Here is a 12,167-nt window from a genome sequence, read left to right on the forward strand (position 1 = left end):
ATCGACGACCGGGGCCAGACGATCATTCACCACAGGAATCAGGCACGATTGAACAGCGGGCACGGCTCTCTCACGATCATGGGACTTCGACAATCACATGATCAACAGAGACCGTGCCCGCCCTGCAACCAGCCCACACGACTTTGCCGGAACCCTGCCCTCCCTGAGGGGGGCGTCCCCAAGTCCATTCTACCGGGCCCCACCGACAAAAACGCCGATCGCACGGCAGAGGGTCGAAGTTATCCACAACTCGGCCGGCCTGTGGACAGCCGTTCAACCGAAGGTGCCGAGCCTGCCCTCGCGCCGGCCTTCCTGTCGGAGAATGGGCCAGCGCAGCCATCTCGCCCGCGCAAGCCAGCGTCCCAGCGCACCAGCGCAGCCGTGCAGCCGTGCAGCCAGTGTCCCAACGCAGCCAGCGCAGCCACTGCACCAACACAGCCAACTCCGCCGGTACCCGGTACCCCGGCAACACCAAGCATCAGCCGAACTACCAACTTACAGCGATCTCCCGAACCCCATCACCGCACCGGAAAAAACTTCTCCGCCCTCGACTGCAAATACCGCCGCTCAGGCAAACTCGCGGTCCTCTTCGCCGCCCGCAGGTAATGCGCATGAGCCGCCCCTAAATCACCCGCGAGCTCGAACAAATGGCCACGCACGGCATCCAACCGGTGTCCCTGCTTGAGCCGGCTGTCGTCCTCCACGGTCTCCAGCAGAGCCAGCGCAGCGGCCGGGCCGTCGACCATCGCGACGGCGATCGCGCGGTTCAGGGTCACCACCGGGCTCGGCGCGAGCTGCGCCAGCACGTCGTAGAGCTGCAGGATCTGCGGCCAGTCGGTGGTCTCCGTGCTGGCCGCGCGGTCGTGCAGCGCGGCGATCGCGGCCTGCACCTGGTACGGGCCGACCGGTCCCCGCCCGAGGGTGCGGGTCACGAGCTCCACGCCTTCGACGATGAGCGGCACCGTCCACAAGCGACGGTCCTGGTCGGACAGCGGCAGCAGCGCGCCGTCGCGGGTTCGGGCGGGCAGGCGGGCTTCGGTGAGCAGCATGAGGGCGAGCAGGCCCGCGACCTCGCCGTCGTCGGGCAGCAGCGTGTGCACGGCGCGGGTCAGCCGGATCGCCTCCGCCGTGAGCTCCACGCGGTGCAGTGCCTCACCCGAAGTCGCGGTGTAGCCCTCGTTGAAGATCAGGTACAGCACGTGGAGCACGACCTGCAGCCGCGCGGGGCAGTCGGCCGCCGAGGGCTCGGCAAAGGTCGAACCCGCCGCCGCGATGCTCTCCTTCGCGCGCGTGATCCGCCGGGTCATCGTGGCCTCGGGCACGAGGAACGCGGTCGCGATCTCCGCCGTGGTCAGGCCACCGACTGCGCGCAACGTGAGCGCGACCTGCGAGCTCGGCGTCACCGCCGGGTGGCAGCACAGGAACAGCAGCGTCAACGTGTCGTCGTGCTCGGGCACGAGCTCCGGCCCGGCCACCGCCTGCGACGCCTCCCACACCTGCTCCTCCCGCCGGCGGCGCGCGCTCTCGCTGCGCCACAGGTCGGTGAGCCGCCGCGTCGCGACGGTGAGCAGCCACGCGCGCGGGTTGTCCGGCGTAGCGCCGACGGCCCACTGCTCGACCGCCGCGAGCAGCGCCTCCTGCACGGCGTCCTCGCACGCCTCGAACTGGCCGTACCGGCGCACCAGCACACCGAGCACCTGCGGCACGAGCGGCCGAAGCAGTTCGGCGTCCATCAGCCGGCCCCGAGCTCGCTCTCTGCGTCGGCGTAGAACGCGATCGGGCGGACCTCGATGCCGAGGCCCTCGATGCCCGCGTCCGGGATCATCGCGGCGACCTCGAGCGCGCGGTCGCGGCTTTCGCACTCCACGAGGTAGAAGCCCGCGAGGAACTCCTTCGACTCGATGAACGGCCCGTCGGTCACCACCGGCGCGCCACCGCGCACGCGCACCACGGCGCTGTCCGCGGGCGCGCCGAGGGCCTGGGTGTTGATCAATTCCCCGGACTCGCGGATCTTCGCGATGAAGTCGGAGTGCCCGGCCATGACCGACTCTTTGGTCTCCTCGGAGAGCCCATCCCAGACTTCGGGGTTCATGTGCATGTTCAGCAGGAACTTCACGTCGTCCTCCACGATCGCCGGAGCCCCAACCTAGCGGACGCGAGCGCGTTCAGAGGCGCGCGGCGATGCCGTCGAGGAGGCATTCGAGACCGAGTGTGAACTGGACGTCCTCCGAGGGCGGCACCTCCTGCGAGTCGGCGGCGAGGAACTCCTTCACCACCTTCTCCAGCAGCGGGTACCGCGGAGCCACGTCGTCGCCCAGCTCGCCGAACCAGCTGCCGGCCAGCTCCTGCACGTCGGCGAGATCGTCGAACCGGTTCCGGCGCCACATCTTGATCTCCTCGGCCCGCTGCAGGGCCTGGCCGACGACGTACCCGTCGAGGAGCCGGTGGTACCCGACCGCCGCGGACAGCTCCTGGCCGAGGCCGACGAACGTGGCCAGCACGAACTCCTGGCGCCGGCTGGCCTCCGGGCCGGCGGGCGGGCGCTGGTGCACCAGCTCGGCGAACCACCGGTGGCGTTTCATCATCTCCCACGAATCGCGCGAGACGCTCGTGAGCTCCGCGCGCCAGTCGCCGCCGGGCGCGGCGGGGGTGGTGATCTCGGCATTGGCGGCGTCGAGCATGAGGTCGACGAGGCCGTCCTTGTTGTGCACGTACCGGTAGAGCGACATGGGCGTGGCCGACCCGAGCTCCTTCGCGACGGCACGCATGGTGAGCGCTTCGGCGCCACCCTCGTCCGCGATCGCGATCGCCGTTTTCACGATCTCGGCGCGGCCGAGGCCCCAGCGCCGTTCGGGCGGCTCGGGCAGCAGCCAGATCGGCGGGGTCGGTGTTCCCTGAGCGCTCACGCGGCCTCCTTGCGTACATCGTACTCGCCGTGTACAACGTACATAGAATGTACAACGTACACACAGTTGAGCTGGGGGTTCGCCATGCTGACCGAACGAACGCAGGTCCTCGTGAGCGGTGGCGGGATCGCCGGACTGACCGCGGCACTGCTGCTGCGGTCACACGGCGTGCGCACGGTGCTCGTCGAGAAGCACGCGAGCACCTCGCCGCAGCCGAAGGCCCGGCGGTTCAACCCGCGCAGCACCGAGGTGTTCCGCGCGCTCGGCCTGACCGACGCGGTGACGGAGGCGAGCGCCGCGCTGGCGTCGTTCACGGGGATGCTCGTCGGCCCGACGCTGGCCGAGGCGCGGTGGCCCGAGATCACGCCCGGGCTGCAGGCGGGCATCGAGATGCACCGGCGGATGAGCGACTGCAGTCCCGCGCCGAGCGTGCTGTGCCCGCAGGACGTGCTGGAGCCGCTGCTGCGCCGGGCGGCCGAGGAGCGCGGCGTTTCAGTGCGGTTCTCGACGGAGCTGGTGTCGTTCACGCAGTCCGGCACCGACGTCACCGCGTGTCTCCGACCTGAGAGCGGCGACCCTTACGACCTCACCGCCGACTACCTGATCGCCGCCGACGGCTCCCGCAGCCCGATCCGCGAGGCGCTCGGCATCACCCGCAGCGGCTACGGCCACCTCGCCGACAACCTCGACATCACCTTCCGCGCCGACCTCACGGACCTGGGTCCGGGACAAAAGGTTCAACCTGTGCCGCATCGAGAACGCGGTGGCTTCGGGCGCCTTCGTCTCCGTCAACGGCACCGACCGCTGGCTCTTCTCGACCTCCGACTTCCCCAGCTCGACCACGCTCGACGACGAAGCGTGGCGCACCCTGCTGCGCACCGTGATCGGCGTCGCGGACCTCGACGTGGAGGTCCTCAGCCTCATGCCGTGGGAATCCGGCATGTACGTCGCCGACCAGTACGCCGCCGGCCGCGCCTTCCTCGCGGGCGACGCCGCCCACGCCATGCCACCCCTGGCCGCCGCCGGCGCCAACACCGCGATCGGCGACGTCCACAACCTGGCGTGGAAGCTCGCCGCCGTCCTCGACGGTTCCGCCACCCCGGCCCTGCTCGACACCTACCACGCCGAACGCCACCCCGTGGGCTACGCGACCGCCGAGTTCTCCAGCCGCATCAGCGGTCACCTCGGCACCATGCTCGCGTCCGTCACCACCGACGAAGCCCCGGTCGACCCCATCACCGCGCTGTTCGGCCTCCAGTACGACACCGGCGCCTTCCTCCCCGACGGCCGCGGCCCGGCGCCCACGGACCACTACGCCCCCGCCGGCCGCCCGGGCACCCGCGTGCCCCACGCCTGGCTCTCCCCGGAGCTGTCCACTGTGGACCTGGCCGACCGGGGTCTCACGCTGCTCACGCCGCCGGGTGAAACCCACTGGACCGGGCAGGCCCGGGCCCTCGGCCTCCGCACCGTCGAGGTCTCCGACCCGACCTGGCTCGCGGCGGCCGCCCTGCCACCCCAAGCCGCCCTGCTCCTGCGGCCGGACGCGGTGGTCGCCTGGCATTCGTCGTCCGGCATTCCGCTGCCGGATGCTTGCGGCCGCGTGCTGGGCCACCCGGCGACGGTGAGTGCTTGAGCGCTATCGGGCGGAGGCGTCACCCCGGCTCACTGTCCGAAATGCCCCGCGTGTGCATCTTTTGGCGCCTCGGTCACTCGACCTCGAAGCGCGTGGCGTCCCCAGCGCCGTAGCGGATGATCTCGGCCTCGCCGGAGGAGAAGTCGACCACCGTGGTCGGCTCGACGCCGCAGTCGCCGGAGTCGAGCACGGCGTCGACCTGGTGGTCGAGCTCTTCCTTGATCTCCCAGCCCTGCGTGAGCGGCTCGTCCAAGCCGGGCAGCAGCAGCGTGCTCGAGAGGATCGGCTCCCCCAGCTCGGCCAGCAGCGCCTGCGTGACCACGTGGTCGGGGATGCGCACGCCGACGGTCTTCTTCTTCGCGTGCAGCAGCCGCCGCGGCACCACTTTGGTCGCGGGGAGGATGAAGGTGTACGGCCCGGGCGTGGTGGCCTTGATCGCGCGGAACACCGCGTTGTCCACGATCACGAACTGCCCGAGCTGCGCGAAGTCCTGGCAGACCAGCGTGAAGTGGTGGCGGTGGTCGAGTTTGCGGATCGCCCGGATGCGCTCCATGCCCGCCTGGTTGCCGAGCCGGCAGCCGAGCGCGAAGCAGGAGTCGGTGGGGTACGCGATGAGCCCGTCTTCGCGAAGCAGGTCCACGACCTGGGTCAGCGAGCGCCGCTGCGGGTTCTCGGGGTGGATGTCGAAGTAGCGGGCCATGCGCAGAGTTTAGGGGTGATCGACACCGGGGGCCGGGCGGGCACGCCGCCGGGCCGGGAGGCACAGTGTCGGCGTGAACGCACTCTGGTCCACCGACGAGCAGTGGTCGCTGCTGCTTCCCGTGCTGCTCGCGCTGGTGCTGAGCACGGTGATCGGCATCGAACGCGAGGTCGGCAACAAACAGGCCGGCCTGCGCACCCACACCCTGGTGGGCGTGGGGTCGGCGGTGTTCATGCTCGTGTCGAAGTACGGGTTCGCCGATCTGCTGGGCACCGACCACGTGGCGCTCGACCCGTCGCGGATCGCGGCCCAGATCGTGTCCGGCATCGGGTTCCTCGGCGGCGGCCTGATCTTCGTGCGCCGCGACGCCGTGCGCGGGCTCACCACGGCCGCGACGGTGTGGATCGCGGCGGCCGTCGGCGTCGCGAGCGGGGCGGGGCTGCCGGTGCTCGCAGTGGGCACGACCGTGGGGCTGATCGTGATCACACGTGGTTTCCCGCCGCTTTCCCGCTTCGTGGCACGGCATCGCCGTGAACCACCCCTCCTGCGGTTGAGCTACTCCGACGGGCACGGAGTTTTGCGAAACGTCCTCGCGGGCTGTACCGAGCGCGGCTGGGTCGTCCACCAGGTGGCGGTCGACCGGGAGACGGTTTCCGAGGAAGGGCAACGGATCGCGGTCGTCACCCTGCGTTTGGCCGGCCGCGGTGATCTCGCCGAGCTGACGGCGGAGCTCGCTGAAATCCCCGGTGTGCGGAGCACCGCGACGGGCGTTGAAGATCCGCTCGAAGATTGATCGCGTGCCCGTCCCCCACAGCGGCCCGGACTTCGGGCACACTGGACGGCACACGGAAACCTCGGTGCGGCAAAGGAAACATCGCGCCCGAGGAGAAACCATCCAAATCGGAGGTGAGGCCATGGCCCCCGAAACCGGCGAGGACCTGCTGTCCGTCGAGCCCCGTTTCGACACGGCTTGGCGCGGCTGTCACCGAGGCCAGGTCAAGGAATTCGTGGCCTGGGCCCGAGAAGAGCTCCGCCGCGTGGCCGCCGAACGCGACGCCGCGATGCGCCACGCGGCCCAGCTCGCGGACCTCAACCGCGAGCTGCACGCGACCGTCGACCGCATCAGCCGCACCCCCATCGAACCCGACGCCCTCCAGCAGCGCTCGAGGCGCATGATCGAGCTGACTCGCGAAGAAGCTTCGGAAATCATCGCGCGGGCGAAGGAAAAAGCCGAGCAGACGCGACTCGAGGCCGTGGCCGAGGCCGTGCGCCTCACCGAGAAGGAACGCGCGCTCGTCGCCGCCACCGAGGAAGATCGCCGCAGCCAGCAAGCGGCCCACGAGGCCTTCATGCACCGCGCGGCCGCCGAACGCGCCGCGGCCGACGAGGCCGCCGCCCAGCACCGGCGCCGCATGGAAGCCGACCTCACCGAGGCCCTCCACCAGCGCCGCACCGCGACGATCACCGAACTGGACCACCAGCGCACCACCACGCTCGCCGAACTGCACACCCTGCGCGCGGAAACCGAGGACGAGCTGGCCACCGTCCGCGCGAAAACCCTGCGCGACCTGGAAACCCAGCGCACGACCACGTTGCAGGACCTGGACCGCCGGCGCACCACGACCCAGCGCGAGCTGGACGCCGCCCGCGCCGAAACCCACCGCGAGCTGGACCACCAGCGCACGGCGACGCTGCGCGACCTCGAGCGTCAGCGCGCCGAAACCCACCGCACCCTCGCCGCCCAGACCGCGGCGGCCCAGGCCGACGCCGAAACGCGCATCCACCGCGCCACCGAGCACGCCACCCACCTCGTCACCCAGGCCGAAGCCCGCGTCGCCGAACTGGCGGCCGTGCACCACCGCCTGAAAACTGCCCTCACCGGCACGCGTGAGCTGCTGGCCTCGGCGACGTCCGCGCTGGACCCCCTGCCGGAGGACACGGACACGCCGGTTCCGGTGCAGCGCCGCAAACCGGCGCTCACGGAGGCCACCGCGACGGGCTGATCTGCGGAGATCTCGATCAGGCAACCGTTGTTGCACCTCTGCGAGCGCTCGGCTTTTCAGTGGTCTCGTCCGCGCGAACACGGGTATACCGGTGTTCACGGACCTCATTCGGGCGTGGAAGTCCCCACCGAGATCAACGCGCCCCTAGATTGGTTCGATGACCACCACCGAGCCGAGGACGTCGACCCGGTTGCTGCTCGTCGTCGTCTGCGTGGTGGTGCTGGGCACGGCGACCACGCTCGCCAATCGCGTGCTGCCCGGCTGGGCCTACCCGATCTGTGGGGCCGTGACGGCGGTCGTGCTGCTCGCGCTCGCGTTCGGTGCCGGCTACACGGCGACCGACCTCGGGGTCAGCCGCGCGACCCTCGGGCGAGCAGCGGTCACGGGGCTGATCGGAGCGGCGTTTTTCCTGGTCGTCTTCGGCATCGCGGCCGTCGTACCGTCGCTTCGGGCCGTGTACGACGACGGACGGGTCGGGGATCCCGACCCGCTTCAGCTGCTGTGGCTCACGCTCGGGCGGATCACGTTCGGCACCGTGCTCGTCGAGGAGATCGCGTTCCGGAGCGTGCTGCCGGCGTTGCTGGGGGCGCGCGATGATCGGTGGCGGTGGGGGCCGATCCTCGGGGCGTCGGCGTTCTTCGGGCTGTGGCACTTCCTGCCGGCGCTGGCGGTCGGGCGGAACGCGGCCGTGCACGCGGCGCTGGGCGCGGTGCCGGTGCAGCTGGTGCAGGTGCTGGCCATGGTCGCGGCGGCCGCGGCGGGGGTGTTCCTGCACGCGTGGCGGCACTTCGGCCGCGGCGTGCTGGCGTCGGTGCTGGTGCACTTCGCGGCGAACGTCGGGGGACTCGTCATCGCGGTGGCCGTCCGGGTGTGAATACGCATACCCCGTATCGGATACGTGGGGTGGGTATACTCGACGACGTACAGGTGCGAACGAAGGGGACGGTGCGATGACGGGGTACGGCAGCGAGCGGGATGCCTATCTGAAGCGTCTGCGCCGCATCGAGGGGCAGATCCGCGGCTTGCAGCGCATGGTCGAGGAGGACAAGTACTGCATCGACATCCTCACGCAGGTGTCGGCGGCCACGAAGGCGCTGCAGTCGTTCTCGCTGGAGCTGCTCGACGAGCACCTGGCCACGTGCGTCGTGCAGGCCGCGGCGGCCGGGGGTGAGGAGGCCGACCTGAAGGTCCGCGAGGCCTCCGACGCGATCGCGCGGCTGGTCCGCTCGTAACTCCGGACACGAAACTCCAGGCACGAAAAAGGGCGCCCCGGCTCAGCGGGGCGCCCTTTTTCAACGTGCGGTGCGGAATCCGCGCAGACGCAGGCTGTTCGACACCACGAACACCGATGAGAACGCCATCGCCGCACCCGCGATCATCGGGTTGAGCAGGCCGAACGCCGCCAGCGGCAGCGCCGCGACGTTGTAGGCGAAGGCCCAGAACAGGTTTCCCTTGATCGTCCCGAGCGTGCGCCGCGCCAGGCGGATGGCGTCGACGGCGGCGCGCAGGTCGCCGCGGACGAGGGTGAGGTCGCCGGCCTCGATGGCGGCGTCGGTGCCGGTGCCCATCGAGAGGCCGAGGTCGGCCTGGGCGAGGGCGGCGGCGTCGTTCACGCCGTCGCCGACCATGGCGACCACGCGGCCCTCGGACTGCAGCCGCTTGACCACGGCCACCTTGTCCTCGGGCAGCACCTCGGCGATCACCTCTTCGATGCCGGCCGCGCCGGCGATGGCTCGCGCGGCGCCGGCGTTGTCGCCGGTCAGCAGCACCGGTGCGAGCCCCAGGGCCCGCAGCTCGGCCACGGCCTGGGCCGAAGTCGGCTTGATCGTGTCCGCGACGACCAGCACCGCGCGCGCGACCCCGTCCCAGCCCACGAACACCGCGGTCGCACCGTGCTGTTCGGCCGCGGCTTGGGCCTCGGCGAGCGGTCCGTCGACGCGGATGCCCCAGTCGGCCAGGAACGCCGCGCGCCCGGCCACCACGGCCGTGCCCTCGACCAGCCCGGTCACGCCCAGGCCCTCGGTCGCCCGGAACTCCTGCACGGCCGGCAGCTCCCCGATCCGCTCACGCGCACTGGCGACGATCGCCTTCGCGATGGGGTGCTCCGACGCGTCTTCGACCGCGCCTGCGTAGCGCAGGACCTCGTCCTCGGTGACACCTTCGGCGTGCACCTCGACGAGACTCATGCGACCGGTGGTCACGGTGCCGGTCTTGTCCAGCACGACCGTGTCCACGCGCCGGGTGGACTCGAGCACCTCCGGCCCCTTGATGAGGATTCCCAGCTGGGCGCCCCGGCCGGTGCCGACCAGCAGCGCCGTCGGCGTGGCCAGGCCCAGCGCGCACGGGCAGGCGATGATCAGCACGGCGACCGCGGCCGTGAATGCCTCGGCGACGCCACCGCCGCTCGCAAGCCACGCCACCAGCGTGACCAGCGCGAGCACCAGGACGATCGGGACGAAGACCGCGGACACCCGGTCGGCCAGCCGCTGCACGGCGGCCTTGCCGTTCTGGGCTTCCTCCACGAGCCGGGCCATCTGCGCGAGCCGCGTGTCGTCGCCGACGCGCGTGGCCCGCACGACCAGGCGCCCGCCGACGTTCACCGTCGCGCCGGTCACCGCGTCGCCGGAAGCGACCTCGACGGGCACCGACTCGCCGGTGATCATGCTGACGTCGACCGCGGAGCTGCCCTCGGTGACCACCCCGTCGGTGGCGATCTTCTCGCCGGGCCGCACCACGAACAGGTCGCCGACCCGCAGCTCGCTCACAGGGACACGACGTTCCCGGCCGTCGCGCAGCACGGTGACGTCTTTCGCGCCGAGCTCGAACAACGCCCGCAGCGCCGCTCCCGAACGCCGCTTGGCGCGGGCTTCGAAGTAGCGCCCGGCCAGGATGAACGTGGTGACGCCGGAGGCGACCTCGAGGTAGATGCTGCTCGTGCCCATGCCCGGCGTCACGGTGAGGGTGAAGCTGTCGCGCAGGCCCGTCATGCCGGCGCTGCCGAAGAAGAGGGCGTACAGCGACCAGAGCGTCGCCGCCGAAACGCCCAAAGAGATGAGCGTGTCCATGGTCGCGGCGCCGTGGCGCAGGTTGGTCCACGCGGCGCGGTGGAACGGGAACGCGCCCCACACCACGACCGGCGCAGCCAAGGTGAGCGAGAGCCACTGCCAGTTGTCGAACTGCAGCGCGGGGATCATCGCGAGCAGGATCACCGGCACGGTCAGCAGCGCCGAGTAGACCAGGCGGTCGCGCAGCGGACGCGTCTCGTCCGGGGTCTCGGGCTCCTCGGGGTTCTCGGGCTTCGCCGGCTCGGGGCGTTGCGCGGTGTAGCCGGTGGCTTCGACGACGCCCACCAGGTCGTCGACGGAGACCCCGGCGGGGAACTCGACGTGGGCCTTCTCGGTGGCGTAGTTCACGCTCGCCGTGACGCCGTCGACCTTGTTCAGCTTCCGCTCGACGCGGGCGGCGCACGAAGCGCACGTCATGCCGCCGATCACGAGCTCGACGGTCTGCGGCGCGTGGGTCGCGGTGGTCATCTACGCCACCAGCCGGTAGCCGGCCTCGGTGACGGCCGCCGCGACCGCGTCCACGGCCAGCGGCTGCTCGCTCACGACTTTCACCGCGCCCGACGCGAGGTCCACGTCGACTTCCCGGACACCGTCGAGCTCCCCGACCTCTTCCCGCACCGCGCCGACGCAGTGCGGGCAGGTCATGCCCTCGACGGTGTACGTGGCTTCGGTCATCACCGGCTCCTTCGTGCAGAGGCGTCCTTGTTTTCTTTATACCCCTCGGGGGTAGGGTTCAACCATGCGGGCCGCCTGTGGGCCCGGTTACCCCGCCCGGCAGACTGCGGTGATGCGGAAGCTCTACGCGATCGGGATCGGCGCCGGCGACCCGGAACACCTCACCGTCCAGGCGATCGACCGCCTCAACCGCGTCGACGTCTTCTTCGTCCTCGACAAGGGCTCCGCGAAGTCCGACCTCGTGCGGCTGCGCCAGGACATCCTGTCGCGCTTCGTCACGCGGCCGTACCGCGTGGTCACCGCCACGGACCCCTCGCGCGACCGCACGCCGACCGATTACCGCGCCGCCGTCGCCGACTGGCACGAGCTCCGCACGGACGTCTACGAGCGCCTCATCCGCGATTCCCTGGGCCCCGACGACACCGGCGCCTTCCTCGTCTGGGGCGACCCCGCGCTCTACGACAGCACCATCGCCCTGATCGACGCCGTGCTCGCACGCGGCAACGTGTCGTTCGACTACGAGGTGATCCCCGGGGTGAGCAGCATTTCCGCCCTGGTCGCCCGCCACCGCACCACGATGAACCAGATCGGCCGCTCGGTGCAGCTCACCACCGGCCGGCGTCTGGCCACCGGCTGGCCCGCGGACGCCGACGACGTCTTCGTCCTGCTCGACGCCCACACGACGTTCGCCCAGTTCGCGGACCAGGGACTGGTGATCTACTGGGGCGCGTACGTGGGGACTGCCGAGGAGATCCTGCTGTCGGGGCCCTTGGACGCCGAGCTGGCCGCCCGCATCCAGTCGGTCCGGGCGGAGGCCCGGGAGAAGCACGGGTGGATCATGGACACGTATTTGCTGCGGCGGCCGCGGTAGCGCTTCGTTGCGGTGCGCACACGACCGTCTGTGGAACTCGGCGGCCCAGCCTTGGTGATCGCCGACCCGCTGCGTCGTCACGACGTCGGCGCCTGGCATCAGGACGAGAACCAGCGCCATGCCTCAGGAAGCCATTGCGGTTCTCGACGTGGGCCTGAAAATGAGTCGGGCCCCGGGAGAACCGCTTTCGCGTTCTCGACCGGGGCCCGACCGTAGGTAAAGTTCGGCGGCGTCCTACTCTCCCACAACCCTTCGGTTGCAGTACCATCGGCGCTACCAGGCTTAGCTTCCGGGTTCGGAATGGGACCGGGCGT

12 protein-coding genes, 1 rRNA gene and 1 pseudogene are annotated in these 12,167 nt (G+C 70.7%); 7 read left to right on the forward strand and 7 right to left on the reverse strand.

Going from position 1 to position 12,167, the window contains the following annotated elements; genetic code table 11:
* Positions 1–518: 518 nt before the first annotated feature.
* From ACWEOE_RS41690 to ACWEOE_RS41700, 3 genes are read right to left on the reverse strand one after another with little or no spacing between them, the layout of a single operon-like run.
* Complete coding sequence (locus ACWEOE_RS41690; protein ID WP_452019315.1) at positions 519–1,733, reverse strand: RNA polymerase sigma factor; 1,215 nt, start codon at positions 1,731–1,733, stop codon at positions 519–521.
* Complete coding sequence (locus ACWEOE_RS41695; RefSeq protein WP_452019317.1) at positions 1,733–2,116, reverse strand: YciI family protein; 384 nt, start codon at positions 2,114–2,116, stop codon at positions 1,733–1,735. Before ACWEOE_RS41695 ends, ACWEOE_RS41690 begins: the two co-directional genes overlap by 1 nt.
* 49 nt (positions 2,117–2,165) lie before the next feature.
* Positions 2,166–2,906: a TetR/AcrR family transcriptional regulator gene (locus ACWEOE_RS41700; RefSeq protein WP_452019319.1), complete on the reverse strand. Its 741-nt coding sequence runs from the start codon at positions 2,904–2,906 to the stop codon at positions 2,166–2,168.
* An 84-nt stretch (positions 2,907–2,990) separates the two neighbouring features.
* Between ACWEOE_RS41700 and ACWEOE_RS41705 the strand changes: the two are divergent.
* Positions 2,991–3,527 (forward strand): annotated as a pseudogene (locus tag ACWEOE_RS41705) (FAD-dependent monooxygenase); the annotation flags it as partial.
* A gap of 121 nt (positions 3,528–3,648) precedes the next feature.
* Positions 3,649–4,539: an FAD-dependent monooxygenase gene (locus ACWEOE_RS41710; RefSeq protein WP_452019334.1), complete on the forward strand. Its 891-nt coding sequence runs from the start codon at positions 3,649–3,651 to the stop codon at positions 4,537–4,539.
* 73 nt (positions 4,540–4,612) lie between these two features.
* Here ACWEOE_RS41710 and ACWEOE_RS41715 read toward each other — a convergent pair whose 3' ends face one another.
* The gene (locus ACWEOE_RS41715; protein ID WP_452019320.1) at positions 4,613–5,239 is read right to left on the reverse strand and encodes an L-threonylcarbamoyladenylate synthase; all 627 of its coding nucleotides are present in this window, start codon (positions 5,237–5,239) and stop codon (positions 4,613–4,615) included.
* A 73-nt stretch (positions 5,240–5,312) separates the two neighbouring features.
* Here ACWEOE_RS41715 and ACWEOE_RS41720 point away from each other — a divergent pair, with 73 nt between their 5' ends.
* The 4 genes from ACWEOE_RS41720 (at position 5,313) to ACWEOE_RS41735 (ending at position 8,474) form a co-directional block, all read left to right on the forward strand.
* A complete protein-coding gene (locus ACWEOE_RS41720) occupies positions 5,313–6,032 on the forward strand; it encodes an MgtC/SapB family protein (RefSeq protein WP_452019322.1) in 720 nt (239 codons plus the stop codon).
* A 121-nt stretch (positions 6,033–6,153) separates the two neighbouring features.
* On the forward strand, positions 6,154–7,242 hold the full coding sequence (locus ACWEOE_RS41725; protein WP_452019324.1) for a M protein: 1,089 nt from the start codon (positions 6,154–6,156) through the stop codon (positions 7,240–7,242).
* Between the two features lie 157 nt (positions 7,243–7,399).
* Complete coding sequence (locus tag ACWEOE_RS41730) at positions 7,400–8,116, forward strand: CPBP family glutamic-type intramembrane protease (protein ID WP_452019326.1); 717 nt, start codon at positions 7,400–7,402, stop codon at positions 8,114–8,116.
* A 76-nt stretch (positions 8,117–8,192) separates the two neighbouring features.
* The gene (locus ACWEOE_RS41735; RefSeq protein WP_091629665.1) at positions 8,193–8,474 is read left to right on the forward strand and encodes a metal-sensitive transcriptional regulator; all 282 of its coding nucleotides are present in this window, start codon (positions 8,193–8,195) and stop codon (positions 8,472–8,474) included.
* A 60-nt stretch (positions 8,475–8,534) separates the two neighbouring features.
* Here the strand turns inward: ACWEOE_RS41735 and ACWEOE_RS41740 are convergent, their stop codons facing one another.
* Both ACWEOE_RS41740 and ACWEOE_RS41745 read right to left on the reverse strand, forming a co-directional pair.
* Positions 8,535–10,775, reverse strand: a complete 2,241-nt coding sequence (locus ACWEOE_RS41740) for a heavy metal translocating P-type ATPase (protein WP_452019328.1) — start codon at positions 10,773–10,775, stop codon at positions 8,535–8,537.
* Positions 10,776–10,982 (reverse strand): heavy-metal-associated domain-containing protein, encoded by a 207-nt coding sequence (locus tag ACWEOE_RS41745; RefSeq protein ID WP_452019330.1) that lies wholly within the window; start codon positions 10,980–10,982, stop codon positions 10,776–10,778.
* A gap of 112 nt (positions 10,983–11,094) precedes the next feature.
* Here ACWEOE_RS41745 and cobF point away from each other — a divergent pair, with 112 nt between their 5' ends.
* Positions 11,095–11,853: a precorrin-6A synthase (deacetylating) gene (gene cobF / locus ACWEOE_RS41750; protein ID WP_452019332.1), complete on the forward strand. Its 759-nt coding sequence runs from the start codon at positions 11,095–11,097 to the stop codon at positions 11,851–11,853.
* A 221-nt stretch (positions 11,854–12,074) separates the two neighbouring features.
* Here cobF and rrf read toward each other — a convergent pair.
* Positions 12,075–12,167: ribosomal RNA gene (rrf, locus tag ACWEOE_RS41755) — 5S ribosomal RNA — on the reverse strand; the annotation flags it as partial.

The organism is Amycolatopsis sp. NPDC004368 (assembly GCF_053602515.1).